The organism is Kibdelosporangium banguiense (genome assembly GCF_017876405.1).
GTDB lineage: Bacteria > Actinomycetota > Actinomycetes > Mycobacteriales > Pseudonocardiaceae > Kibdelosporangium > Kibdelosporangium banguiense.
In genome coordinates this window covers 10560703-10584896 of the sequence record NZ_JAGINW010000001.1, presented here as the reverse complement: position 1 = coordinate 10584896, position 24194 = coordinate 10560703, and the positions used below count along the sequence as shown (strand labels likewise).

The following is a 24194-nucleotide window of genomic DNA, read 5'->3' as shown; positions in this document are numbered from 1 at the left end:
GACTGAGATGATGCGCGCATGAGCAGGACGTTTGCCGTCAACGGAATCGATGACGTGTCCCGGCGGATCATCGAGCAGCTGCAGGAGGACGGGCGCCGCTCGTACGGTGCCATCGCCAAGGTGGTGGGGCTGTCCGAGGCCGGTGTGCGGCAACGCGTCCAGAAGCTGATCGAGTCCGGTGTGATGCAGATCGTCGCGGTCACCGACCCGATGAAGGTCGGCCGGTTCCGTCAGGCGATGGTGGGTCTGAAGGTGCAGGGTCCGGTCGAGCCGGTGGCGGACGCGCTGTCGGCGATGCCGGAGGTCGTGTACGTGGTGACCTGCGCGGGATCGTTCGACCTGCTCTGCGAGGTGGTGTGCGAGGACGACGAGCACCTCGCCGAACTGATCTCCGAGCGGATCCGGTCCAACCCGAACATCAATTCCACCGAGACGTTCGTCTACCTGCGGCTGAGCAAGGACGCCTACCGCTGGTGACGGTCCGTCACCGGGGTGACGGGCGTGATCGCTCCGGCACGGTTCTCGATCTCCGTAGCGGCGCGGAACAGGATCTCCTCGCCGAAGCGGGGGCCGATGAGCTGCACGCCGGTGGGCAGACCGTCGGCGATGCCCGTGGGCAGGGCCAAAGCCGGAACGCCCAGGAGCGGCACGGCGAACTGCGGCCACTGCGCCGCGACCAGGGCTCGCACGCGATCGACGCTCGCGACGTCGGCCCCTTGCTCGGCCGGCGGCTCGGCGGAGACCGGTGTCAGCAGGATCGGCCAGTCCTGGAGGAACTGGCCGAGCGACCCGATCAGGGTCCCGCGCCGTGCCCATCCCTCGGTGTAGGCGGTCAGGCTGACTTGGACGCCCCATGTCTCGGTGAACACCTCGATGCAGTACTCCATCGCGCGCTGTGCCGCGGTGTCAGCGAGTTCGTCCATGATGGACTTCAACGTGTGCAGGTCGGGGAGCGTGAGCAGTTGCCAGAGCCGGTGTGCCTCGGCCAGCAGCGGAACCTCGACTTCCTCGACGAGGTACCCGGCCTCGGAAAGCCATGCGGCCGCCTTGTCGAGAGCGGCACTGACATGCGGATGGGCCGGAGCCACGCCCACGTCACGAACGACTCCGACGCGGTACGGACGGCCTGGCTGTGGGCCGGGACCCGTCGGCACGGACGATGAATCGTTCGGCTCGAGGGAGGTCATCACCGAAAGCGCGAGACGCAGGTCGGATACCGATCTTGCGATCGGCCCCTGGACCGCCATCAGCTGAACCGACAGGGGTATCTCGGGTGACGCCGCGTCGGCCGGGCCTGTCCAGTTGGGGACCCGGCCGACGGTGGGCCGGATGCCGGTCACACCGCAGGCATAGGACGGATAGCGGATCGAGCCGGCGATGTCGTTGCCGTGCGCCAGCGGCAGCATTCCCGCGGCGACGGCAGCGGCCGATCCGCCGCTCGAGCCACCGGGCGTCCATTGTGTATCCCAGGGGTTGAGGGTCCGGCCGTGCAGGTCGTTCTCGGTGAACCACCGCATGGAGAACGCCGGGGCGTTGCACCGCCCCACGAAGATCGCGCCTGCCGCACGCAGGTTCGCCACCACGGGTGAGTCCGCCGCCGCAATGTCGCGGGCGAAGGCGACGACGCCGTCGGATGTCGCCGAGCCCGCCTGTTCCATATTGATCTTGATCGCGGTCGGCACGCCGTGCAGCGGCCCCAGGGTGTCACCCGAGGCCACGGCGTCGTCGGCCGTTCGCGCGGCGGCCAGTGCCTCGGCTTCCGAGATGTCGACGAGCGCGTTCACCGCGGGATTGACCTCACGGATCCGGGCGAGGCACGACTGGGTGGCCTCGGTCGCGGAGATCTCGCGGCTGCGCACGCTCGCGGCGATCCGCTCAGCGGTCCACTGCCACAGGTGGTCGGTAGGCATGACGACTACTCCTTCCGCAGTGCGGGTGACTGCATTCGTAGATATTGACGTCAGCAAGTGCTGGATGCGTAGAATCGTGTCATGTTTACAACGAGATTAGTAGGGAACAATGGTTCGCATACCACTGTGTACGAGCGGCGCGCGCCCAGCCGGGCGGTGGTCGACGCGGCGCTCGCGGGAGCCGAGCATCGCGTCTTCTGGCAGGAAGACGCCGGCTCGGCAGGTGGGCACGATCAGCTCGCCGGCTCCCATCGGGCGGACCTGACCGTCGTGGGAGGCGGGTACTGCGGACTGTGGACGGCCTTGCTCGCCAAGCGCCGCAACCCGTCGGCACGTGTGATCCTGCTGGAGGCGGAGACCCTGGGCTGGGCCGCGTCCGGGCGCAACGGCGGCTTCTGCGAAGCGAGCCTGACCCATGGGGAGCACAACGGGCGCGCCCGATGGCCTGGGGACTACGACGAGTTGGAACGCCTTGGCATGGCCAATCTCGACGCGATCGAGTCGGACGTCAAGACGCTCGGTCTGGACTGCCAGTTCGAGCGCACCGGGACGCTGACTGTGGCCGTGGAGCCACATCAGGTGCCATGGCTGTTGGACGACGACGGTGGTCAGTGGCTGGACACCGATTCCGTGCGGGCCCAGATCGACAGCCCCGCGTTCCTTGCCGGGCGCTGGTCCCGCGACGACTCCGCCCTGGTCCACCCCGTGCGGCTGGTGGCCGAGCTGGCGCGGGTGGCAAGTGAGCTCGGTGTGGAGATCTACGAGCACTCGGCGGTGCTCGGGCTCGACTCGGCCAGACACGGGCCGGTGAAGGTGCGGACGATGCGAGGCACTGTCCACAGCGACCGGGTTGCGCTGGCCACCAACGTCTTCCGTCCGCTGCTGTGGCAGGCCCGGATGATGACCGTCCCGGTGTACGACTACGTGCTGATGACCGAGCCGCTCGACGCGTCCCAGCGTGAAGCGGTGCGCTGGCACAACCGGCAGGGGTGGCACGACCTCGCCAACCAGTTCCACTACTCCCGCATGACCGCTGACAATCGCATCCTGTACGGCGGATACGACGCCGTCTATCACGCGGGACGCCGAGTGAGCGCCGAGTTCGAGGACCGTCCCGAGACCTACCGGCGGCTGGCTTCGCACTTCCTCACGACCTTTCCTCAGCTCGAAGGGATCACCTTCACGCACCGGTGGGCCGGGGTGATCGACACCTCGACCCAGTTCTGCGCCTTCCACGGCCTCGCCCGCCGTGGTCGCGTCGCGTACGCCGCCGGCTTCACCGGCCTCGGCGTCAGCGCCAGCCGGTTCGCCGCGGAGGTGATGCTGGATCGCCTTGCCGGACAACGGACCCCGCGCACCGAACTAGCGATGGTCCGGCGTACGCCACTGCCGTTCCCGCCGGAGCCGGTGGCTAGCGCCGGTATCCAGCTGACCCGATGGGCGCTCGACCGCGCCGACCACCGCGAGGGGCGCCGCAACGCGCTGCTGCGGGTGCTGGATTCGCTGGGCCTGGGCTTCAAGTCCTGAGCCTTGTCAGGTGCTTCTGAACTGAGGGGTGTGCGCGGATCGGGCCCGCCGCGCGGTGGCCTCGGTGTTCGGTGCGAGCGTTGTGAGCAGATCGACCAGCCGCTCCACGATCGGAGTGACCGTCGCGCTGTTCCAGAGTTCGGGATCTTCGAGGCTGGCCACGTAGAACCCGCGCAGGACAAGGTGCATGACGTCGGCGAGGAAGTCGGGATCGTTCGCCTGTACGTCTTGCGCGGCGTCGCGGAACAGGTCGCGTTGCTGACGGCCGTCTTCCCTTAGGACGTCAACCATGTCGCCGTCCGGGCCGCCGCGGCCGATCAGCTCCATGAAAAGCTTGCGTAACACAGGGTCGTCGTCGGTGGTCGTGCACGCCCAGCGGGCCAGCCCCAGCAGGCGCGGCGAGCCGGTCGTGTCCTCGAGGACTCTGTCCAAATCGGATGACCAGTCGCGCAGGGCGTGCTCCATCGCGTTGCGTAGGAGCGCCGACCGGGTCGGCAGGTAGTTGGTGACCAGCGTCGTGGAACCGCCAAGGAGCTTGGCCACCGCCCGGATGGTCACTCCGTCGATGCCTTCCGCTTCCACTATCTGCAGCGTGGCCTCGGCGATTTTCGCCAGGCGTTGATCAAGATCGACGTCAATCGGCATGAGGAGATGCTACAGCGTGATACGACGGTGTTGTACATCACTGTTCTATCACCTACTCTCGCTGGAACCCGGACGCGCGGCGCCGGTTGCCCGACACCTCGGCAAGGAGGGAATCGGATGAGAATTCACCGCCAGGGGCGGACGAAGATCCTTCGGAACGCACGCACGGTATGGACAGCGGGGGCAATCGGCGTCCTGGTCATCACGAGCGTCACGGCATGCGGAACCAGCAGCGGTGACGGCCCGACGACCACGGCGATCAGTCTGACGTCGACCACGCCCGCCGCGACCGGCGCGGTGGACAAGGTCACGTGGGCACTGCCGGCCGGCGAGCCGACCACGCTGGACCCGGCGAAGGCCGGTGACTACTCGCCGAACACCGTGACGGTGAACCTCTGCGAGAGCCTGTTACGGCTCAAGCCGGACTTCTCGGCCGGCCCAGGCCTGGCCGAGTCGTACACCCAGCCGGACCCGCACACGATCGTGTTCCGGATCCGGTCAGGCGTGAAGTTCTGGGACGACACGCCGCTGACCGCCGCGGACGTCACCTACAGCCTGCGGCGCAACATGGATCCCGAGGTCGGGGCGGTCACCGCCTCCGGTTTCCATGCGGTCACCTCGATCGAAGCCAGCGGCCCGCTCGAGGTGACCGTGCGGCTCTCGGTCCCGGACGCGCAGTTCGTCAACAACATGGCCGGGCTCGCCGGCGCGGTCAGCCAGCAGAAGTTCGCGGAGAAGGCCGGACGGAGCTACGGAACCGCGCAGGGTGGTCTGATGTGCACCGGACCGTTCAGCTTCGGCTCGTGGACGCCCGGTGACTCGATTGTGATCAAGCGGAACGACGCCTACTGGGATCCTGCGCTGAAACCGAAGGCCGCCCAGTTCAGCTTCCGGTTCGTCACCGATCCCAGCACCCTGACCAGCGCGCTGGTCGCGGGCGAGATCGACGGCACGTACGAGGCGCCGGTGGCGAGCCTCGACGCCCTGCGTGCCTCGTCCGGCAAGGTCTACTTCGGACCCAGCACCCAGTCGATGGCCATCGGCCCGGCGACGGACTCCGGTCCCGCCGCGGATCCTCGCATCCGGACCGCGATCGATCTGGCGGTCGACAAGACCGCGATCATCAAGACCGCCCTGCGTGGCGCCGGCGCACCGCAGAAGACCTTCACGCCACGGCTGGTGTGGGACGCGAGCCCCGCGCGCAAGATCTACGAGGACGGCTACGCGGCGCTGGAAGACACCTCGAAACCGAACCTGGACAAGGCGAAGCAACTCGTCGCCGAGGTCAAACCCACCCGACCGCTCGTGCTGGCGATCGGTGTCGGAAGCCCGGCGCTCACGCAGACCGCCACGATCGTGCAGGCGTCGGCCAAGCAGGCCGGACTCGACATCGAGATCAAACAGCTGCAGCCCGTCGAGTTCTCCGAGCTGTTCTACGACCCAAGCCGGCGCCAGGGCATCGATCTGGTCGGCACGATCGGCTACTTGGAGGTTCCGGGCGCGCTGTCCTACGCGCCGCTGTTCACCTTGCCGGGCGGCCTGTTCAACTGGAACAACTACCACGACGCAGGCGTCACCGCGGAGATCGAGGCGGCGAGCGCCGCGACAGATCCGGCCAAGACCGCCGAGCACTTCGTGAAGGCGCAGGCCATCTACGCGCCGGCCCGTCTGCAGGTGACGCTCGCCAACGTCCACGAAGTGCTGTATCTCAACAACCGCATCACCGGTCCGCCGTCGTCCTTCGCCTACATCAGTTCGCCGTGGGCGGCGAGTGTGGGAGCGGCGTCCTGATGCGGATCGCGCTGTTCGTGCTCCGCCGGGTGGCGGCACTCGTGGTGACCCTCCTGGTCGCGAGCGTCGCCATCTACGGGGTGCTCGAGATCGCGCCGGGCGACCCGGCGGCGCTGCTCGCCGGCGGGCACGTCCCCGATCCGGCGACACTGGCGGCGATCCGGCGGGAGTTCCACCTGGACGACCCGTTCGTCGTGCGATACGTGCACTGGCTGGGCGGGTTCGTCACCGGCGACCTGGGCCAGTCGATGGTCTTCCGCGACAGCGTGGCGCACTTGCTCGGCAGCCGTGTCGTCACCACCCTGATGCTGGTGGTCTACGCGGGCCTGCTCATCCTCGTGCTCGGTGTCGGGCTCGGGATCCTTGGCGCGTTGGGCGGCAAGCGCGTCAACACGGCGGTGACCGTCGGCACGACCGTCGCCATGGGCGCTCCCACGTTCGTGATCGCGATCGTGCTGATCTGGTTGTTCGCCACCACACTGACCTGGCTGCCCGTCTACGGGACCGGGACCGGCTTCGGCGACCGGATGCTGCACCTGACGCTGCCCGCGATCGCGCTGAGCTTCACGTTCATCGCCTACGTCACAAGGATCACGCGCGCCGCGGTCGCCGAGGAGCTTCGATCCGATCATGTCGATACGGCTCGCAGCAGGGGAATACCGGGCCATCTGGTCATCCGGCGGCACGTGCTTCGCAACGCCACCCCATCCATTCTCACGGTGTCCGGGGTGACGATCGCCGGGCTCGTCGCGGGCACCGCGGTGGCCGAGGACGCGTTCGGCGTCAACGGCATCGGCTCGTTGCTGGTGCAGAGTGCCGCCCGGCAAGACCTTGCCGTGGTGCAAGCGATCTCGCTGTTCGTCGTGGCCGCGTTCGTGGTCATCAACACCATTGTGGACATCACGAACGCGGTGCTCGATCCCCGCCTCGCCCGATCGGGGGCGACAGCATGAGCCAGTTGGCGTTGCCGCGGCGCAGAATGCCTGGGCTGCCGCGATTCGGTGCGGTCGGCGCAGTGACCGTCACGGCCTCGGTCGTGTGTGGCCTGTTCGCCCTTGTCGCGATCTTCGCGCCGTTGCTCGCACCGCACGACCCTTACGCGCTCGACGCCCTGAACGCCTTCGCGTCCCCGTCGGCGTCCCATCTGCTCGGCACGGACGACACTGGCCGGGATCTGTTGTCCCGCCTGATCTACGGTGCCAGGCCCAGCCTTGCCGGTCCCGCACTGGTGATCGTTCTCGCGTCGACTGCCGGGACAGTGCTCGCCATGCTCGCGGCCTGGTTCGGCGGCTGGATCGACGCGATCGTGTCGCGTATCGCGGAATCCCTCTACGCGGTGCCCGGTCTTGTACTCGGAGTCGTGGCGGCGGCTGTGTTCGGCAGCGGCTTCTTCGCGCCGGTGATCGCGCTGTCGATCGCCTATCTGCCGGTGATCCTGCGCGTGATGCGGACCGCCGCGCTGCGGGAACGCAACCTTCCGTACATCGATGCCCTTCGCATGCAGGGCATGGGCGGCATGCGCATCTGCCTGCGGCACCTGCTGCCCAACATCCTGCCACTGCTGCTGGCCCAGAGCGCGGTCGGATTCGGCTACGCCATGATCGACCTTGCCACGATCTCCTTCCTGGGCCTGGGAATCCAGCCACCGGCGGCCGACTGGGGTGTGATGGTCGCGGCCGGGAAGGCGTCCATTCTCAACGGCCAGCCCGAGCAGTCGCTGTACGCGGCGCTCGTGGTGATGGTCGCCATCGTGGCCTTCAACCTGGTCGGTGAGCGGATCGCCCAGCGGCTGGAGGAGAGGGACTCGCGATGACGGAACCGCTGCTGGTGTTCGACCGGCTCGGGGTCGATCTGCCCGTCGGGGTCGAGTCGAAGCCGGTGATCCACGACGTCAGTCTCACGATCGCTGCGGGTGAGGCGGTCGGTCTGGTGGGGGAGTCCGGGTCGGGGAAGTCGATGACGGCGCGAGCCGTGCTCAGGCTGTTGCCGGCCGGGGCGCGGGTGCGGGGCGAGATCCGTTTCGACGGACAGCCGGTTCAGGCGATGACGCCACAGGTGTTGCGGCGTTACCGCGCCCGCGACGTCGCCATGGTGTTCCAGGACCCGCGGGCGCACATCAATCCGGTTCGGACAGTCGGTGACTTCCTGTGTGAAGGGCTGGTCACCACCCGCGGTGTCAAACCACGGGAAGCCGAGCGGACGGTCACCGGACTGCTGCGAGAGGTCGGGATCCGTGACCCGGAACGCAGGCTGTGCCAGCATCCGCACGAGCTGTCCGGCGGTTTGCTGCAGCGGGTCATGATCGCCGCGGCGCTCGCCGCCGAGCCCAGGCTGATCCTGGCCGACGAGCCCACCACCGCTCTGGACGTCACGACCCAGGAGGAGGTCGTGGCTATCCTCGATGAGCTGCGTCGCGAGCGCGGCCTGGCGATGCTGTTCATCACGCACGACCTCGAGCTCGCCGCGGCGATCTGTGACCGGACCGCCGTCATGTACGCCGGGTCTATTGTGGAGGATGCGCGGTCCGCCTTGCTGCACACGGAATCGATGCATCCGTACACGACCGCGCTGCTCGCGTCCCGCCCGGACGTGGCCAGGCGGGGCGAGCGGTTGAGGACCATCGTGGGCCGGCCGCTGTCGGCGTTCGAGGTACCGGACGGCTGTGCTTTCAGCTCCCGCTGCCCGCACGTGGTCGACCAGTGCCGTGTGGAGACACCGCGGCTGCGGACTGTGGAGACAGGCCGGGTGGCCTGTCATGTCGCCGGGCAGCTCGACCGGAAGGAGGTTGCCGATGTCTGAGTCGTTGTTGTTGCGGGTGCGTGGTTTGCGCAAGGTGTTCTCGGTACGCCGAGCGGGAGCGCTCGGCCGTGAACCGTTTGTCGCGGTCGATGGCGTCGATCTTTCGATTCCCGCGGGTGGTGCCGTGGCGGTGGTGGGGGAGTCCGGGTCCGGGAAATCGACCTGTGCGCGGATGGTGGCCGGACTGGAAAGGCCTACCGGTGGCGAGATCCACTTCGATGGTGAGCAGTGGCACCACGGCCGGAGATCGGCCAGGCAACGCCGTCACCGGGCACGGACTGTCCAGCTGGTGTTCCAGGACCCGTACCTGTCGCTTGACCGTAGGCAGCGGGTGCGCGCCTGTCTTGGCGAGTGTGTCCGCCTGCATTTCGCCATGGGCAAGCTGGAGCTGGCCGAACGCGTGTCCGCACTGCTCGACCAGGTCGGCTTGGACGACCGTCAGGCCGACGCCTACCCACGGGCCCTGTCCGGCGGGCAACGGCAGCGGGTGGCGGTCGCACGGGCCCTGGCTGCCCAGCCCAGGCTGCTGATCCTGGACGAGGCGGTCGCGGCTCTGGATGTGTCCATCCAGGCGCAGATTCTCAACCTGCTGGCCGACATCCGTGCGGAGACCGGGATCGCGTTGCTGGTCATCTCCCACGATCTCGCTGTGGTCCGGCAGATCAGCGACACCGTTGTCGTCATGCGGCACGGCAGGGTCGTGGAAGAGGGCCCCGTCGATCGGGTGCTGGAAGCCCCGGAACACCCGTACACCAAGCGCCTGCTCGACTCCGTGCCACGGCCAGGATGGCGGCCCCGCCGGCGTGAATTCGTATCCCAGACCCAGGAGACAGGCGCATGACCGACATCAGGCCAAGGATCGAGTTCGAGCGGATGCCCGCGGCGCCGCGCAGCGAGTTCGCGCAGGAACACCTGGTGCGGATGCGAGACGGCGTCCGGCTGGCCACGGACGTCTACCTGCCGGATGGCGACACCACCCAGGGCGCGACGGTGCTCGTCCGTCTCCCTTACGACAAGAGTGGCGACTACACGTTCATGCCGGAGATCGCCCGGTACATGACCGCGCGGGGTTACCGTGTCGTCGTTCAGGATGTCCGGGGCAAGTTCCGCTCCGAAGGCGAAGCCCTCCTGTTCGTCAACGAGGCTCACGACGGTTACGACACAATCGAGTGGATCATCCAGCAGTCGTGGAGCAACGGAATCGTCGGCATGTGGGGCGACTCCTACTACGGGTTCACCCAATGGGCGGCTGTCTCGACCGGGCATCCTGCCCTGCGTGCGATCGTGCCACGGGTGACCGGCACCGACCTGGCGCAGATGCCGCTGCCGGTTCCCGGAGTGCCCACAGTGGACGTCCAGATGGGCATCATGCGCGTGTACCCACTGATCCACTTCCTCGGCAACGACGACGTGAACTGGGACATGGACTGGTCGCGCCGCCCCTACTCGCAGACGGTCGAGGAGTTCTTCGCCGCGGTCGGACAGCGGTCGCCCTCCTACGACCTGATGTTCCCGAACCCGGTGATACTGCGCCGGTTTCCCGCAGGCCACCCCTTCGACGCGCCGCCGGTACCGGTGCTGATGACCATCGGCTGGTGGGACAACTGCGCGCCATGGCAATGGGCCGACCACGAGGAGATCGCCCGGCGGCCGGGCTGGGCGAACTCGGAGTACCTGCTGATCGAGGCGATAGACCACGAGAACTACCGGCATGCCGACGCGCCTGTCGCACCGGAGCACGATCACGCCGTCGACGCCGAAGCCCGAGCCCGGATGATGCCGCGCTATCTCGACCCCGCTCTGGAATTCTTCGACATCTTCCTGCTCGGCCGTGGCCGCCCGCAGGACATTCCCCGCGTACGCTGGGAACTCGCGGGCGGTGGTGCCGACCGTTGGCGCACTGCCGAATCATGGCCGCCGCCGGAAACCCGTCGCACCACCCTGTACCCCTCAGCGGGGATGCTGTCGGCGCAAGAGCAACCGGAATCCCAGTGGGTGTCCTGGGTCCACGATCCCGACGACCCTGTCCCGTCCGCGATCCCGAACGCCTTCGCCTTCCTGCACTCATATCCCGACGAACGCGCCACCGCCGACCGTGCGGACGTCCTGACCTTCACCGCGCCGGCGGCCGACGCTCCGCTCGACTTGGTGGGTCCGGTGGCGTTCCAGGCCACGATCGCCTCCGACGGCCCCGAGATGGACCTTTTCCTGCGGCTTCTCGATGTCGCACCGGACGGCTCCGCACACCTCATCGCCCGCGGCCAGACAACCCTGCTGACTGCCACCACCCCAACCCAAGTCACTGTCAACCTGGGCCACACCGGCTACCGGCTGCGTGCCGGTCACCGGCTCAGGCTGACCGTGGCCAGCAGCGACGCACCCGAATACGTTGTCGCGCCCGGAACAGGCGCCGATCGCTGGTCGGCCGTCGAAACCGTGCGCAACCGTCAACGGCTGCTTCTCGGCGGTCTCGACGGTGCGCACCTCACGCTGTCCGTGAGCACGGATTCGTGATGGGGCCGAGTCATTCGCGGAAGAGCACGCCGTTCCTGGCTTCGTAGTAGCGGGCGATCTCGGTGTGGTCGGGCGGGGTGTCGGCGTAGGCACGTGAGGACTGTGCGACCACCTGTGCGGCGTCGGTCACGGGTGTGTCCAGGCCCGTCTCGGAGGTGAGGGTGCGGGCGATGCCGAGGTCTTTGAGCATCAGGTCCATCGCGAAACCTGAGTCGAACTTCCCGCTCAGCACGTGTCGTGGGTACTTGAACTCGCTTGCCTGGCTGCGGCTGGTGGAGGCGTTGATCACCGCGAGCATGACCGCGGGCTCGATCCCAAAGCGGCTCGCGGCACTCAGGATCTCGGCGGCCGCGGCGATATTGGTGGCGGAGAGCAGGTTGTTGAGCGCCTTCGCCGCGTCGCCCGCGCCGGGACCGCCAACATGATGGATGCTCGCGCCGATGAGGCCGAGCAACGGCTTCGCGCGCTTCACGGCCGTGACGTCGCCGCCTGCCATGATCGCGAGCTCTCCTGTCCTCGCCCGGGGCACGCCGCCCGAGACGGGCGCGTCGACGTAGTCGATGCCGCGCTTCGCCGCCAGTTCGGCGAGTCTGCGGGTGCTCGACGGTTCCGACGAACTCATGTCGATCACCAGTCCGCCGGCGGGCAGGCGTTCGAGGAGCGCGCCCGGTCCGGTGAGCAGGCCTTCGACGATCCTGCTGTCGGGCACCATGAGGATGACCGTCGTGACGCCATCGGGCAGCGGGTCGAGTGTCTCCGCGACGGTGACGCCGGTCGACTCGGCAAGCCGGTGCGCGGCTTCGGCGTTGACGTCGAAGACCACGACTGGCTCGTTGCCGCGTTGCGCTTGCCGAAAATGTCATCCGTGCTGGTCAAGCGGCGTGGTACTCGTTGAGGATGCCACCGAGTCGTGGGCGTCGGCGGATGTCGAGTTGACTGATCTGAGCTGGATCGTTGGTCGGCTGTGGCAGTGGTCGTAATGGTCGGGCGTTGGCGATGGCTTGGTGTGGCCGGGGGGCCGTGGTGTGGGAATGTTGTGTTGTGTGGGAGGACGGTGGCGCGGCGGCCTCGGCTGACGGTGATGAGGTGCCAGCTCCACGAAGTCGATGAGGTCGACGTCCGCGTCGAACTCCTGCCGGAGCTGCTCGCCCGCCTGCCCACGTCGGGAAGGGCGACGAACTCGCCAGTGTCGAGACTGCCGACCACGAATTCGCCGTCTTCGGGCCGCACGACGAGCGGCCGGAGCCGCAGCCGGCTGGTCATGTCCACTGTAGACAAAAGGGGATCACCTGCCGCCGCGGCCGGGGCACTCCGGCCAGAACTCCAGGTCGGTATAGAAGTTGTGGTCGTAGACCAGCGGGCTCTGCCGGAACGTCCGGCGGGCGGTCTGGGTGGGCATTCCGGTGAGATGGCAGATCTCCTCCAGCGCGGCGAACTGCCCGCTGACGATCGCGGTCGGCGCGATGACCGCGTGCCCCGGTGGTGTGCGCATCCGTTGCCTGCCATTGCCGTCCGGATCGAGGATCCACGGATGCGCCTCGTCCGCGCAGCGGAAGCACGGCGTCCGGTATGGCACGAACAGGCTGGTCAACGTCTGCGGCCCGGCGTACTGCGAGATTATCCACGGCGTACCGGTCAGCAGCGCGGCGTCGTTCGTCCAGAGTTCGATCTCCGGGTAGGGCAGGTCCGCGCACAGGATGAACAGGTCGGTGTCCATCAGCGAGAGCACGTCCTCGATGGAGCTGACCTTGACCGAACGGCCGGCCACCTCCACATGCCGGTTGATCCCGCGCGGACGCCGTACCGCAGCGTCCACTTTGGGCATTCCCACGTCGTCCTCGGCGTAGAGCGGCTGGCGGTTGAGGTTTCCGGTTTCGACTACGTCGAAGTCCGCGCACAGCAACGATCCGACGCCGACGGCTGCCAGGCTCATCGCCACCGCGCTGCCCGTGCCACCGAGGCCCAGCAGGGTGACCCTCGACTCCTTGAGCAGGCGTTGCTGCTCGTACGGCGAGGGACGATCTTGATCTGCTTCATCGTGTTCACCTCCTCTCGTCGGTTGCCAGGTGTGCGGGCACACCTGAAGGAACAGGAGGTCAGTTGGCCGTCCGGCCGGCCGCGCTGCCCGCTTGCCAAAGCGGATCAGGGCTTGCCGCTCATGTTGGTGACGAGGCCTGAAACGGCGCTGACGCGTTGTCCGCGACGCTGGAAGCGCGCTGAAACTGTGACAGGTTTCACGGCAAAGGTGTCTGTTTCGACCTGGCTGCTTCGACGTGTCAATGACCGAGTTCGACAGGAGGACACTCATGAGACGTCGGCTGTATACGCTCGTCCTGCTGGTACTTGCCAGCCTGGTCAGCATCACGGGCACCGCTCCCGCGACGACGACCGTGCCGGGACGGCATACGTACACCGGCACCATCAACGGTGCCGACTACCGGGTCGAGACGCCGGAGCGATGGAACGGCACGCTGATCCTGTTCAGCCACGGTTATGTGCCGGAAGGTATCCCGATCCCGCCGGGAATTCCGCTCGCCAACCGAGTTGAGACCGAGCAGTGGCTGCTCGACCACGGCTACGCGCTGGCCGGATCCGACTACAGGGGGCGCGTCGGCATGGTGCTCGACGACGCGCTCGAGGACCAGCTCGCACTGCTGGACTGGTTCGATTCGAACATCGGGGAGCCCCGGCGAACCATCTCTTCCGGCTTCTCGATGGGCGGCGGCATCGCGACGCGGCTCGCCGAGCGCCACCCGCATCGGTTCGACGGCGTGCTGGCTCTCGGCAGTCTCCAGGACGCGCAGGCGAACCTGAACCGCGGGCTTGACGTCACGTTCGCAGTCCGCACCCTGCTCACCGACGACCAGCGACTCGAGCTGGTCAAGGCGCGCAACCCCTTGCACAGCGCACAGGTGCTGCAGCAAGGCGTCCAGCAGGCCCTGACCACACCCGAGGGGCGGGCGAAACTGGCGCTGATCGGCGCGATCGGTGGCCTGCCGATCTGGGCGACCGCCCATGCGCCACGGCCGACCGACCTGGTTGAGGCGATTCGCCAGCAGGCGTGGTGGACCGAGGCGGCCTTCGTCGCCACCCTGGGCCCCACAGGCAGGGTCGACGTCGAACGGCGTGCGGGCGGCAACCCGTCATTCAACGTCGGCGTCGACTACGCCCAGCAGCTTGCCCATTCGGGTCTGCGTGACTTCGTCGAGCAGGCCTATCGAGGGGCCGGCACGGACCTGCGAGCCGATCTGCGGCGACTCGCCGATGCACCACGCATCGCGCCAGACCCACGGGCAGTGGCTTGGATGTACCGGTACGGCGTGTCCGCCGGAACTACGCCGACGCCGGTCGTCACGCTGCACGGCATTGCCGAGGGGATCATCACCTCCGACGCCCGCTGGTACGGCGAGCAGGTCCGCCGGCACGGCCATCCTGAGCGGCTGCGCCAGCTCTACGTCGATCGTGGCGACCACGGCGCGTTCAGCGCGGCCGACGAAATCCTTGCGCTGCAAGGGTTGCTGACCAAGGTCGAAACCGGCCGGTGGCCAGACCTGCGTACGAACACACTCAACGCCCGGGCCGCGACCTTCACCCAGCAACAACAAACCGTGTTCGACATCTACACCTTCGCCGACAAGGTGATGCCGCCGGCATTCACCGATCAGCAACCACCTCGCCAGCTCCGCCCATCGCGTTAGCCGGCGTCACCCGCTGCCAGTTGGCCGAACCAGCCAACTGGCAGCAGTTGGCCGCTGAACCCCGCCGGCTCAGCCGGTTACTCGTCCAGTGGCTGAGGGTTGCCGTGCTCGTCGTTGCGGGTCACGCCGCGACCGCCGGTCGGATAAGCGGTCCAGATGCTGCCGTCGGGGTTGAGGATGACTTCGATGTCGACGCCGTCGCGGGTGCCGTTGACGACCCAGCGGCCGTTGTCCTGCAGGCGTGGTGGGGTGTCGGGGTTACGGGCGACGTCTTCGATGTGCCCGACGATGGTGGCGTCGAGCTCGGGTGCCGCCGGGTCGTTCTCGTCGGGCAGCCAGCGTTCGGGGAACTCGGTCTTGCCGGGGATGCCGGTGCCGGGGAAGTGGCCGCCGCCTACGCCGTTCGCGTCGCCGTCCATGATGTGGGTGCGGCGGCCCTGGCTGAGGTTGATGTTCTGGATCGGCGGCGGGGAGCCTTCGACGGTTGACCATTGGTTGGGGCGTTCGGTGGGAGTGTTGCTGGTACCCGCACGGCCGTCAGGAGGCGTACCTGCGTCGGCTGCCGCGTCGGTGGCGTCCTGGGCGCTGGTGACGCCCTTACCTGCGTCGATGTTTCCGCGCTGCTGCGACGGTTTGCCCGTGGTGGTGTCGGTGTCGCCCGGCTTGCTCGACGGGGAGTCGCCGCCTCCGCCTGGTGGGCGTTTGTGCAGCATGAATCCGGCTAGCAGGACTAACAGCGCCAGGACGTGTCGCGCGTGGGCCCGCAGCGCGCTCACGACGGGTCGACCGCCAGTTGTGCCAGCACGCCCTGTGGGTCGCCTAGGAAGGCGTAACCTTCCTGGCCCGCGGGAAAGCGGCCGAGCAGGTCGGCCAACTGTTCGTACTCGGCGACGGTGACGACCACCCTGCGGCGTACCAGCGACGCGGCCAGCCCGTCGACCAGCTCGGCCCATTCGCCGGCCGTGCCCAGCCTGCGGTACTGCGCGACGGTGTCGGCCGGGAGACGGTCGGCGACCGACTCCAGCAGGGCGCGTGAGTCGGTGTTCAGCTTGACGAGGTCCACTGTGCTCCTAGCGGGACTGCCCTCAGCTGTTGAGGAGCTTGTCGAGGTTGGTGAGGCTGTTGATCAGGCCAAGGGTGTACGTGGTGATCCGGCCGACCCACTTGACGACCGCCGCCGCTATCTGCGACGCGATGACCGGGATGGTGACCACGAAGATCGCCTCCGCCACCCACACGATCACCCTGGCCACCAGATCCGCGATCAGGTCGCGGACAATCTCCCTGGTCAGCTCGACCAGTCCGCCCGCGCCCTCGGTCGCCACCGCCATCGCCGCCGAGATCGCGGCCAGCCCGCCGAGGGCGTCGACGTTGTTGACCATCAGCGCGCGGTAGGCGTCGGCGGACTCGCCGTGCCAGTCCGGGGTGTCCTTGTTGAGGTGGTTGCCCAGCTCGTCGCACATCGCGTGCAGCTCGGTCGCCATGTTGTTCCAGGTGGCGGCGTGCGAACGGACCACGTCCGGCTTGCCGGTCAGCTCGTCGAGGATCTCCCGCAGCGGCTCGAAGTACTCCATCGCCCAGCCGATGCCGTTGGCCAGCAACGCACTGATCGGGTCCATGACCGTTGCGGCGACCTCGACGCCGAGACCGAGACCGGCCAGCGCGTCGTCCACCCAGCCCTCGGAACGCACCGCGTCGACCAGGCCTTCGATGCTGTCGGCCAGGCCGGACCCGGTCCATACCTCGCGGCTGGACTCGACCGGCGCGACCAGTCCTCCGTCGGCCATTACCGCCCTCCGGGCATCGAGGCGAGCGTCGAGGCGCTGGACTGGTCGGTGGTGTCGTACATCTGGGCGCTGGTGCGCAGCCCGGCCGCGACGAGTCGCAGATTCTCCGCGACCTTGGCGATCAGCTCGTCCTGCCGCGTGTGCTTGCCCTCCAGCACAGCGGAAATCCAGCTGCACAGCAGGCCGTAAGCCTGGTCGTCCTGAGCGATGTGAGCACTGGCGGCCTTGACCGCCTCGAAGCGGGCGAGCACCGCCTCGATGTTGGCCGCGTGTGTGCGGATCTGGTCGGTGGCGACTGCGAAACTGTCGGGCATGCCGTTACCGCTTCCTCAGGTAGGACTGCGTGTCGAAGTCGCCGCCGTCGTCGTGGCTGTCGTCGGCCTCTGGCGGCGTGCCCCGCAGGTGCCTGCCCACCTGCTCGGCGATGGCCCGTCCAGCGGCCGAATCGGGGCCCATCGTCTCGGCGATGACCTCCTGAGACTGGCGCGCCACCTGTCCGCGAGCCTGCTGCAGCAAGGACATGACCGCCTGGGCGACGGCATCCGGCGCGGTCCGCTGGATCCGCTCGGTCAACCGCAGACCAACCAGCGCGCCGGTGGAGTCCACCGTCACCTCGGCCAGTCCGCCGGGGTCGGACGCGGTCACCCGGACCTGCTGCAGCCGGTCGCTCATGGCCTGCGTGTCGGCGGCCAGCTTGTCGATCCGCCCTTTCCAGGACGCCACGCGCTCACGCGCGGCGTCTGGATCGAGAATGCCCCCACTCATGGGTTCCCCGTCCTCCGTGGCCAAGACAGTTCGGGAGTTTAGTGATCCCCAGGCCCCGCCACGCGCGAAATGGCCGCATTGACTCGGCCGTCCTGGAAGCCGAGCGTCGGCCAGCTTGCTGGGTTCGAGCTCATGTTTCCCGCGTAGTACGCCAGCCCTGGTATGAGGTGTTGGTTTCGCCTTCGCCGGCGAGGTGGTGCAGTTCGCGGCGCAAGCGGTCGACGAAGTCCGAGCTGGTCCAGTCGTCTTCGGCCCACCACAGCCCGACCTTCGCCACGAAGCGGGCGGTCTCGTGTTCGCCGTCGTGCACGGTGATGACGTAGTAAGCGTCCTCGTTGCGCTGGTCGTAGCTGTCGTAGAGCGCGACCCATGTGCGGTCGGCGTCGAGTGTGTTGGGCTGGTCGAACTGGGGGAAGGTGAACGTCATGGTGCGGCCGCCGGGATGAGGTTTGATGTCGACCGGCTCGATCTCGGTGATATGACTCAACATCGCCGCATACGACCGGAAGACCGGGTAGATCGACTGGGTGATGTCCCTGTCGTCGGACATCGCGTCGAGGATGTCTTCGTGGCAGTACTCGTAGACGCGACGGTCGTCGCCGTCGGTGCGGATCGCCAGCGTCGAGTTCACGCCGTCTCTCGACAGCGCGACGATGACGAAGCCGGCCCTCTCCAGCAGTTCCCGCGAGCCGTCGTTGCCATGCCCACGCCGTCCCAGCACATAGGGGATGGACGCGACGTAACTGTCCCGCGGCGACCATCCTTCGCTGTCGAAGCTGGCGAAGCGCACCGTCGGGAGGGGACGGTGGGGCATCCAGCCGCCGAGCGTGCGTTCCTGAGCGCGAAACCATTCGGGTAGCGCTGGATCAGTGGCGCTCTCGTTCCATCGATAGAAAACGATGTTGGGAAACTTCTCGACGAAGGCGGTCAGCCCTTCCTGGTCGGCCGGCTCCGACGACGAGCCGGCGATCCAGACGCGCGTTGCGTCGCTCTTACCGAGCGTGCGCGCCTGGGCGAGCCGGACCAGGTCCGGCGTCGCGACGCGATCGGCGTGCTCCGTGAACAGCCACTCGATGGAGAAGGCGGGGTGCAGCATGTAACGGCTGACCATTGCGGGCGTCATGCGCAGCGCGTCGAAGGTGTTGCTGGTGAACCGCGGCAGCCCGGGACGAACGAGGTACGAATCGCCCCGGCCGATGTGCCCCACGCAGGCTTGCGCGCGCAGCCACAGCTCCTGGGTCTCCCGCCAGTCCTCCTCGGTCGACAACTCGCCGAGGTGGTGTCCCCAGTCGGCGTTGCCGACCAGCCAGTGCCAGCCCCGCTGGGCGCAGTGGTTGGCGATCACGGTGCCGCGATTCCAGTTCGCGATCCCCATCAGATCGCCGCAGTTGTCAAGCGACGAATAGAGGATGTCCACGCGTTCGAGGCGCTCGCAGAAGGGCACGCCGAGGGACCCCAGCCGGGTCGCGACGATCTCGAGATGCTCCAGCGACGAGTCCTTGTCGAAACCAGACGGTGTCGGTCACCTCGGAGGCGACGATGCGCAGCCGCCGCAACCCCGTGCAGGCCCTCAATAGCTTGAGGTCGCGCGCGTGCGTCACCACCAGCTCCTCGACTGCGGCCAGCTCCGCGGCATTGAACGGTGGCTGATGTCCGATCGCCGCGGCCAGCGCGCCCGCAGGCACCCGGCGTCGCCGGTCTCCGTGTTCACGGCGCAATTCATATCAGCCGAGCTGTGCCTGAACGGCCGTAGCGCCATGGCAGGCCGGGATTGCTTCCCCTTGGGGCGCCTGATCGGACCTGGCGTGCTGCAATGGGTGTCCGCGGCCGCGCCGAATTTCGACGATGCGTGAATACGGCGATCCACGGATTCGGATCCTCCGCTGAGCGCCGCGCGGCCTTGGCGGGACTGGATCTGGAGAAGCTGCGCGGCCTGCGCGACGCTTCGATCCGAATTGGAGCGACCGCGCACGAGGTGTTCGAGGACGTCGACGCGGTCTTCCAACCGCGGGAAACGGCCAGGGTCGCCCGGCTCGAAGCCGACTACACCGGCTCGCAGTGGCCGCGGGCGGCTGTTTTGCTCCGACCAGCAGGTGCGGATGATGGCCGGGGCGCGCCAGGCCACCGGGATCGGCAACGCGGACCGGATCATCAGCAGGCTGCAGCGGCTCACCGGCCGCGGCCATGGCGCCGTCTTCGGCACGGTGACCCATTCCTCGCAGCCCCATCCGGCCCCGGCGGGAGGCTCCTACAGCTTCGACTTCCGGATCACCTTCCACCCGGACCCGGCCGTCGTGGACTCGCCCAAGACCGGCTTCGTGCAGACGTGCCGGCTGGTGGAACCCGGCACGAACACGAACAAGGAGTACATGGAACCGCAGAACAGCCGCCGCAACGCCAACCAGGAAGCCATCGATCGCGTCCACGGCAGGCGATATGGTTTCTACGGCATGAACAACGACGGGACGGCCATGAACAACGTGACCTACGGCAGCGCACCGGCCGGCCCGGTCGACGCGACCTTCTACGACGGGCCGGGGGACTCGATGTTGAACGTGTCGTTCAACTTCGAGACGGCCATCGTGTCGATCGAAGGCCCGCAGGCAAACCTCGTGTACTCCGTCGTCCACTGGGGATTCGATGTGGACCGTTCGGGCACGATGACCGCGCATGCGACCACCGTCGAGGACCGGCCGACCGCCGGGCTGGCCACCGCGGCGGCAGCCTGGAACGCCCAGGCCGCCGGCCCGCTCGCCGGTCGTAACGATCCCAACCAGCAAGCCCTGCCGGCGTTCCGATGATCAACGAACTGATCTCCGACTCCGCGGCCGGCCTCACCTTGGAACAGTCCGAGGCTTGGCGTGGCAACCGGCTGTCCGCTGGGCAGGCCGCCGACGGGGTGACACAGTTGCGGGAGACCCATGACCACACTGGGTTTCACCTGTTGATGGCCCTGCGGCGGGACGATCCCCCGGGTTACCGGGAGATTCCGGCCGGGGCACGTGCGGCTGTCCTCGCCGGTGCGCTTGCGCATGTCCAGTGGCTCAACGACTTCGGCTACCTCGAACCGGGCGGGTCGTATGTCGGGCCTGCCGGCGCGGCGTTGCTGGAAGCGGGGAATCCGGCCCGGCCGTACCTCGTCGAGCTTCTGGGCGACCACTCCCCGGCACCCCTGCGCGGATCGGAGGAAGCCACGATGGCGAAGATGTTCGGCTACCGCCGCTGCGACTTCGCGTACCGGTTTCTGACCTTGCTCACCGGCCAGGACCTCCCGTTCGACCCTGACCCCGCCCGCCGGGACGAGCTGATCACCGCGTTGCGGAAGTAAGTCAGTACGGCTTCACCGTGGGCACCTTCGGTATCAGGTCGGCATAGCCCAGGGTCCGGTCATAGATCTGCAGCCAGGTGCCGTCGTTGTACGCATTGGTCAGAATGTTGTTAACCTTGTCACGCAAGGGTTTCTCGTCGTGGCCGAGACCGATGCCGTACTCGACGGAGATCACGGTGGAGTAGGTGAACACGGTGTACCTCTTGCCGGCGACTGATGCGTAGGCGGTCAGTATCGCGTCGTCCGAACTGATCGCGTCGGCGCGCTTGTCGTTCAGTGCGTTGAGGCATTCGTCCAGTGACTCCAGCAGCACGATGCCGGACGGTTCGACCTCGCCGGCAGTTTGCAGATACTGCGCGGCGAACGTGCCGCCCACCGCGCACACCTTGCGCCCGCGCAACGAACCGGGCCTGATACCTTGCTCGTCTTCCTTGCGCACCAGCAGGCTCGGCCCGCTTGTCAGGTACGGCCCGGCGAAACTCACGCGCCGCTTGTTGTCGTCGGTGATCGGATAGCTGCCGATGACCATGTCGACCTCGCCGGTGGCCAGGGCGTTCTCGCGCTGCGCCGGGTCGGCCGCCTTGAAGGTGATCCGGTCCTCGGCGAAGCCCAGCCCGGCGGCGATCCGCTTGCCGATCTCCACGTCGAAGCCGGTGAACGACTGGCTGACCGAATCCCACCAGCCGAGTCCCGGCTGGTCACCCCGGACGCCGATGATCACCGAGCCCCGTTCGGTCATCCGGTCAAGCGCTGACTCGCTGGTCTGCTGCTGCGACAACACGATCCACAGCACCGCAGTGGCGGCGAGCGCGACCACCAGTGCCAACGCGACCACGACCTGGCGCCGCCTGCGCCGTGGCGCCAGTTGCGTCCCGGGGATCTCTCGCGTGATCGGCCGGGTCGGCTCGGCACCATGGCGCAGCAGGGCGACGGCCCCGGCGGCAGTGAGTCGCTTGGCGGGGTCCTTGCGCAGCAGGCCTTCGATCAGCGGTCCCAGCGCCCCGGGCACCGGGGGAGCATCTTGGGTGAGCACGGCGGCGAACACCGACTGCACGTCGTCCCGCTGGAACGGTGACTTGCCGGTGATCGCGTAGAACAGGGTTACGCCCAACGCCCACAGATCGCTCGGCGCCCCGGCCTCCTGGCCGTTGATCCGTTCCGGTGGCAGGTACTGCGGCGAACCGATCAGCTGGTTGGTAGCGGTGAGCGCCGTGCCGCCCTCGACCACCGCGATGCCGAAGTCGGTGAGCACCACCCTGTCCCCGTCGAGCAACACGTTCGCCGGCTTGACGTCCCGGTGCAGAATCCCCTTGTCATGGGTGCTCGCGAGCGCGGCGAGCAACTGCCGCGCGATGTCGGTGACCCGGCGCTCCGTCAACGGGCCGTCCCGCTCGACGACCTCGGCGAGCGAGGGGCCGTCGATCAGCTCCATCACGATCCACGGCCGACCGGCCTCAAGAACCACGTCGTGCACAGTGACGATGTTGGGATGCCGTAATCGCGCGCTCGCGCGTGCCTCGCGGAGCGTGCGCTGGAAAGCAGGTGCGGACTCCTCGACGGCGCCGAGGAGAGTCACCTCCTTGATCGCCACCTCGCGTTCGAGGAATTCGTCGGTGGCCCGCCACACCGTACCCATGCCACCACTGCCGAGCCGGTCACGCAGCCGGTACCGGCCGGTGACAAGCCGGCCATCGTGATCGACCATGTGAAGAAGATACGCACCCCGCCCCAGCGGATGTGAGACCCGATCAGGCGTATGGGCCGCAAGCCCTTATAAGGCAATTCCAAGGTTGGCTGAAAGTGTCGCTGAGCTGTGCTTGGTCTGCTGGTGCCAGGCGCCGCGACCTGGCTCGGCGGCGCCAGCGCGCGGCGGCCGGAGCAGTCGAGACGTTCGGCAACCCGGCCGTGCTGGAGCAACGGTTCGACATCCCCCACCGGGCGGCAGCTGGCCACCATCAGCATGCTCGAGATCCTGGTGCACGGCTGGGACATCGCCAGCGGCGCAGGTGTGCCCTACAAGCCGGACGACGCCGTCGTCACGGCGGTGCGGGAGTACGCCATGACGGCGATCAGCGAGGCGCCGCGTGGCGGTCCGTTCGGCCCGGTCGTCTTGGTGGCGGTGGAGGCGGATCCGTTCACCGCGTTGCTCGGGCATCTGAGCAGACGCGGGTGAGGTGAGTCGTGCGCGGACAGGGCGTTCGTGGTGCACTGTTCGCCGCTTTCCCTGTGTGCCAGTGAATCTGAGGCACACAGGTCAGCGCGTCGGCGCTGCCTTCGTCCAACTGGCACCGGAGACCTGGTACGGACCCGACATACCGCTCGAAAGTCATCGCTGCACGTCGAGCGGCGTGACTGTAACTGTGCTCGTTGATGAGGTTCTGTGGCCGCTGGTGCGGAGCAGTCTGTGAGCCCTGGTGCGGGTATCGGACCTGCCGATGATCTGGCTGAGGAGGACGGCGTTTGTGGTGACGGGGCACGAGCAGTGCCTGCGGTCTCGTCTGCATCGCGCCGCCACGTACCCGGTCGTCGGCGGCGTCGTCAACGAAGACCGATACGTGGTTTGACGTGCAGCGACGACTTTTCGAGCGGTACAGGATTCAGCCGAGGCTGCCGGGCAGACCTCCGTGGCAGGCAACCCAAACCGTGCGGATCGCGGTCGGCAGGTAGGTCGTCAGCTGGCCACAATGAGCCAACGTCAACAATCCGCCAGGCGCCGCGAGCCCTGGCGACTCGTCTTTGCATGTGGCGGTTACCGGTTCGGATCGCACATGCGTGCCGTGAACGAGTCGGCTTCTGTGTTGGCCGTTTCCCGTGGTGGTGGGCGGTTTTCGTGCGCCCGGCGGCGGACGTGGATGACAACGTGAGGGTCTCGCTCGCCTAGCAGCGAGACCGTTTCTGGGGGTACTGGGGAGTCGGTCGTGGACGCTAGCGTCACACGCATGACGCTGCTGCGGACGTTCGAGGACGAGGAGTACTGGGCGTCGTACGACACGCTCGTGCGATTCCTGGGACTCCGATGCTGACAGGGAGCCGTTTCCGGCCGCGGAGTGGCCGTCAGCGCGCTCAGTTAGAGTCCCGGTGACTTCGGCGGCTGGGACCACGTGATGGAGACGTCCTATCGCAGCTTCACCGGGTCGGTAGGGCTGACATTCCTGATGGAGCAGCTTCGGTAACCGGCGTCGGAAAATCTTGGCGATAGCACGTCATTGTCCAACGATTTGACATGTAAAATTCCCGAGCATCAACCAACCATGGAAATCGAAAACCGAACTATCTTTACGTCGAGCCGCCAGGCCCACCCCGCTCGGTCGGGTGATAACCGGGACGGCTCCTTGCGGTTCGAGCTGGGTGGCGTGATCGCGCACGTCGGAACTACTCCATATCTTGCGAAAGATCGTTTGATGCCAACGGAGGGATTGATACCGTTTGT

General features: G+C 67.5%; 24 protein-coding genes and 1 pseudogene. 13 read left to right on the top strand and 12 right to left on the bottom strand.

Annotated elements, in window-relative coordinates:
• Positions 1-18 precede the first annotated feature (18 nt).
• Entirely contained in the window at positions 19-477 is a 459-nt protein-coding gene (locus JOF56_RS47335) for an Lrp/AsnC family transcriptional regulator (RefSeq protein ID WP_209646048.1), read from the top strand.
• Here JOF56_RS47335 and JOF56_RS47330 read toward each other — a convergent pair.
• Positions 465-1910: an amidase gene (locus tag JOF56_RS47330; RefSeq protein WP_209646047.1), complete on the bottom strand. Its 1446-nt coding sequence runs from the start codon at positions 1908-1910 to the stop codon at positions 465-467. The genes JOF56_RS47335 and JOF56_RS47330 overlap by 13 nt on opposite strands.
• Positions 1911-2036: 126 nt before the next feature.
• On the opposite strand from JOF56_RS47330, the gene JOF56_RS47325 reads away from it, so the two are divergent.
• Positions 2037-3437, top strand: coding sequence for an NAD(P)/FAD-dependent oxidoreductase (locus JOF56_RS47325; RefSeq protein WP_307855582.1), 1401 nt, complete (start codon positions 2037-2039; stop codon positions 3435-3437).
• 6 nt (positions 3438-3443) lie between these two features.
• Here JOF56_RS47325 and JOF56_RS47320 read toward each other — a convergent pair whose 3' ends face one another.
• Positions 3444-4082 carry a TetR/AcrR family transcriptional regulator gene (locus tag JOF56_RS47320; RefSeq protein ID WP_209646045.1) on the bottom strand — a complete coding sequence of 213 codons (639 nt, stop codon included), beginning with the start codon at positions 4080-4082 and terminating at the stop codon, positions 3444-3446.
• A 117-nt stretch (positions 4083-4199) separates the two neighbouring features.
• On the opposite strand from JOF56_RS47320, the gene JOF56_RS47315 reads away from it, so the two are divergent.
• From JOF56_RS47315 to JOF56_RS47290, 6 genes are read left to right on the top strand one after another with little or no spacing between them, the layout of a single operon-like run.
• Positions 4200-5873: an ABC transporter substrate-binding protein gene (locus tag JOF56_RS47315; RefSeq protein WP_209646044.1), complete on the top strand. Its 1674-nt coding sequence runs from the start codon at positions 4200-4202 to the stop codon at positions 5871-5873.
• On the top strand, positions 5873-6826 hold the full coding sequence (locus tag JOF56_RS47310; RefSeq protein WP_209646043.1) for an ABC transporter permease: 954 nt from the start codon (positions 5873-5875) through the stop codon (positions 6824-6826). Before JOF56_RS47315 ends, JOF56_RS47310 begins: the two co-directional genes overlap by 1 nt.
• Entirely contained in the window at positions 6823-7686 is an 864-nt protein-coding gene (locus JOF56_RS47305; RefSeq protein ID WP_209646042.1) for an ABC transporter permease, read from the top strand. The genes JOF56_RS47310 and JOF56_RS47305 overlap by 4 nt, the downstream gene beginning before the upstream one ends.
• Complete coding sequence (locus tag JOF56_RS47300; protein ID WP_209646041.1) at positions 7683-8672, top strand: ABC transporter ATP-binding protein; 990 nt, start codon at positions 7683-7685, stop codon at positions 8670-8672. Before JOF56_RS47305 ends, JOF56_RS47300 begins: the two co-directional genes overlap by 4 nt.
• Entirely contained in the window at positions 8665-9513 is an 849-nt protein-coding gene (locus JOF56_RS47295) for an ABC transporter ATP-binding protein (protein ID WP_209646040.1), read from the top strand. The genes JOF56_RS47300 and JOF56_RS47295 overlap by 8 nt, the downstream gene beginning before the upstream one ends.
• Positions 9510-11186: a CocE/NonD family hydrolase gene (locus tag JOF56_RS47290; protein WP_209646039.1), complete on the top strand. Its 1677-nt coding sequence runs from the start codon at positions 9510-9512 to the stop codon at positions 11184-11186. Before JOF56_RS47295 ends, JOF56_RS47290 begins: the two co-directional genes overlap by 4 nt.
• Positions 11187-11196: 10 nt before the next feature.
• Here JOF56_RS47290 and JOF56_RS58955 read toward each other — a convergent pair whose 3' ends face one another.
• The 3 genes and pseudogenes from JOF56_RS58955 to JOF56_RS47280 all read right to left on the bottom strand — a co-directional run bounded on the left by JOF56_RS58955 (position 11197) and on the right by JOF56_RS47280 (position 13266).
• On the bottom strand, positions 11197-11640 hold the full coding sequence (locus tag JOF56_RS58955; RefSeq protein WP_281065915.1) for an NAD-binding protein: 444 nt from the start codon (positions 11638-11640) through the stop codon (positions 11197-11199).
• Positions 11614-12018: pseudogene (locus JOF56_RS58950) on the bottom strand (NAD(P)-dependent oxidoreductase); the annotation flags it as partial. The gene JOF56_RS58955 and the pseudogene JOF56_RS58950, both read right to left, overlap by 27 nt.
• 453 nt (positions 12019-12471) lie before the next feature.
• On the bottom strand, positions 12472-13266 hold the full coding sequence (locus tag JOF56_RS47280) for a HesA/MoeB/ThiF family protein (protein ID WP_209646037.1): 795 nt from the start codon (positions 13264-13266) through the stop codon (positions 12472-12474).
• A 226-nt stretch (positions 13267-13492) separates the two neighbouring features.
• Here JOF56_RS47280 and JOF56_RS47275 point away from each other — a divergent pair, with 226 nt between their 5' ends.
• Positions 13493-14884, top strand: coding sequence for an alpha/beta hydrolase family protein (locus JOF56_RS47275; RefSeq protein ID WP_209646036.1), 1392 nt, complete (start codon positions 13493-13495; stop codon positions 14882-14884).
• 77 nt (positions 14885-14961) lie between these two features.
• On the opposite strand, the gene JOF56_RS47270 is transcribed toward JOF56_RS47275, so the two are convergent.
• The 6 genes from JOF56_RS47270 to JOF56_RS47245 all read right to left on the bottom strand — a co-directional run bounded on the left by JOF56_RS47270 (position 14962) and on the right by JOF56_RS47245 (position 18880).
• Positions 14962-15660, bottom strand: a complete 699-nt coding sequence (locus JOF56_RS47270) for an EndoU domain-containing protein (protein WP_209646035.1) — start codon at positions 15658-15660, stop codon at positions 14962-14964.
• Positions 15657-15947 carry a hypothetical protein gene (locus tag JOF56_RS47265; protein WP_209646034.1) on the bottom strand — a complete coding sequence of 97 codons (291 nt, stop codon included), beginning with the start codon at positions 15945-15947 and terminating at the stop codon, positions 15657-15659. The genes JOF56_RS47270 and JOF56_RS47265 overlap by 4 nt, the downstream gene beginning before the upstream one ends.
• Positions 15948-15969: 22 nt before the next feature.
• The gene (locus JOF56_RS47260; RefSeq protein WP_209646033.1) at positions 15970-16671 is read right to left on the bottom strand and encodes a WXG100 family type VII secretion target; all 702 of its coding nucleotides are present in this window, start codon (positions 16669-16671) and stop codon (positions 15970-15972) included.
• The gene (locus tag JOF56_RS47255) at positions 16671-16985 is read right to left on the bottom strand and encodes a type VII secretion target (protein ID WP_209646032.1); all 315 of its coding nucleotides are present in this window, start codon (positions 16983-16985) and stop codon (positions 16671-16673) included. The genes JOF56_RS47260 and JOF56_RS47255 overlap by 1 nt, the downstream gene beginning before the upstream one ends.
• A 4-nt stretch (positions 16986-16989) precedes the next feature.
• Positions 16990-17436: a YbaB/EbfC family nucleoid-associated protein gene (locus JOF56_RS47250; protein ID WP_209646031.1), complete on the bottom strand. Its 447-nt coding sequence runs from the start codon at positions 17434-17436 to the stop codon at positions 16990-16992.
• A gap of 130 nt (positions 17437-17566) precedes the next feature.
• Positions 17567-18880, bottom strand: a complete 1314-nt coding sequence (locus tag JOF56_RS47245; RefSeq protein ID WP_209646030.1) for a hypothetical protein — start codon at positions 18878-18880, stop codon at positions 17567-17569.
• Positions 18881-19028: 148 nt separating this feature from the next.
• Here JOF56_RS47245 and JOF56_RS47240 point away from each other — a divergent pair, with 148 nt between their 5' ends.
• From JOF56_RS47240 to JOF56_RS47230, 3 genes are all read left to right on the top strand, one after another.
• Entirely contained in the window at positions 19029-19289 is a 261-nt protein-coding gene (locus tag JOF56_RS47240; RefSeq protein ID WP_209646029.1) for a hypothetical protein, read from the top strand.
• A gap of 249 nt (positions 19290-19538) precedes the next feature.
• Positions 19539-20237, top strand: coding sequence for a hypothetical protein (locus JOF56_RS47235; protein WP_209646028.1), 699 nt, complete (start codon positions 19539-19541; stop codon positions 20235-20237).
• Positions 20234-20764: a hypothetical protein gene (locus JOF56_RS47230; protein WP_209646027.1), complete on the top strand. Its 531-nt coding sequence runs from the start codon at positions 20234-20236 to the stop codon at positions 20762-20764. The genes JOF56_RS47235 and JOF56_RS47230 overlap by 4 nt, the downstream gene beginning before the upstream one ends.
• Before the next feature lies 1 nt (position 20765).
• On the opposite strand, the gene JOF56_RS47225 is transcribed toward JOF56_RS47230, so the two are convergent.
• Entirely contained in the window at positions 20766-22469 is a 1704-nt protein-coding gene (locus JOF56_RS47225) for a serine/threonine-protein kinase (protein WP_209646026.1), read from the bottom strand.
• 108 nt (positions 22470-22577) lie between these two features.
• Between JOF56_RS47225 and JOF56_RS47220 the strand changes: the two genes are divergently transcribed.
• Entirely contained in the window at positions 22578-22937 is a 360-nt protein-coding gene (locus JOF56_RS47220; RefSeq protein WP_209646025.1) for a DinB family protein, read from the top strand.
• Positions 22938-24194 lie beyond the last annotated feature (1257 nt).

Excerpts from the sequence above, each read along its gene's own strand:
- JOF56_RS47335 (WP_209646048.1), top strand. The coding sequence starts at position 19 with ATGAGCAGGACGTTTGCCGTCAACGGAATCGATGACGTGTCCCGGCGG.
- JOF56_RS47330 (WP_209646047.1), bottom strand. The coding sequence starts at position 1,910 with ATGCCTACCGACCACCTGTGGCAGTGGACCGCTGAGCGGATCGCCGCG.
- JOF56_RS47320 (WP_209646045.1), bottom strand. The coding sequence starts at position 4,082 with ATGCCGATTGACGTCGATCTTGATCAACGCCTGGCGAAAATCGCCGAG.
- JOF56_RS47315 (WP_209646044.1), top strand. The coding sequence starts at position 4,200 with ATGAGAATTCACCGCCAGGGGCGGACGAAGATCCTTCGGAACGCACGC.
- JOF56_RS47310 (WP_209646043.1), top strand. The coding sequence starts at position 5,873 with ATGCGGATCGCGCTGTTCGTGCTCCGCCGGGTGGCGGCACTCGTGGTG.
- JOF56_RS47305 (WP_209646042.1), top strand. The coding sequence starts at position 6,823 with ATGAGCCAGTTGGCGTTGCCGCGGCGCAGAATGCCTGGGCTGCCGCGA.
- JOF56_RS47300 (WP_209646041.1), top strand. The coding sequence starts at position 7,683 with ATGACGGAACCGCTGCTGGTGTTCGACCGGCTCGGGGTCGATCTGCCC.
- JOF56_RS47295 (WP_209646040.1), top strand. The coding sequence starts at position 8,665 with ATGTCTGAGTCGTTGTTGTTGCGGGTGCGTGGTTTGCGCAAGGTGTTC.
- JOF56_RS47290 (WP_209646039.1), top strand. The coding sequence starts at position 9,510 with ATGACCGACATCAGGCCAAGGATCGAGTTCGAGCGGATGCCCGCGGCG.
- JOF56_RS47275 (WP_209646036.1), top strand. The coding sequence starts at position 13,493 with ATGAGACGTCGGCTGTATACGCTCGTCCTGCTGGTACTTGCCAGCCTG.
- JOF56_RS47260 (WP_209646033.1), bottom strand. The coding sequence starts at position 16,671 with ATGGCCGACGGAGGACTGGTCGCGCCGGTCGAGTCCAGCCGCGAGGTA.
- JOF56_RS47255 (WP_209646032.1), bottom strand. The coding sequence starts at position 16,985 with ATGCCCGACAGTTTCGCAGTCGCCACCGACCAGATCCGCACACACGCG.
- JOF56_RS47250 (WP_209646031.1), bottom strand. The coding sequence starts at position 17,436 with ATGAGTGGGGGCATTCTCGATCCAGACGCCGCGCGTGAGCGCGTGGCG.
- JOF56_RS47235 (WP_209646028.1), top strand. The coding sequence starts at position 19,539 with ATGGCCGGGGCGCGCCAGGCCACCGGGATCGGCAACGCGGACCGGATC.
- JOF56_RS47230 (WP_209646027.1), top strand. The coding sequence starts at position 20,234 with ATGATCAACGAACTGATCTCCGACTCCGCGGCCGGCCTCACCTTGGAA.
- JOF56_RS47225 (WP_209646026.1), bottom strand. The coding sequence starts at position 22,469 with ATGGTCGATCACGATGGCCGGCTTGTCACCGGCCGGTACCGGCTGCGT.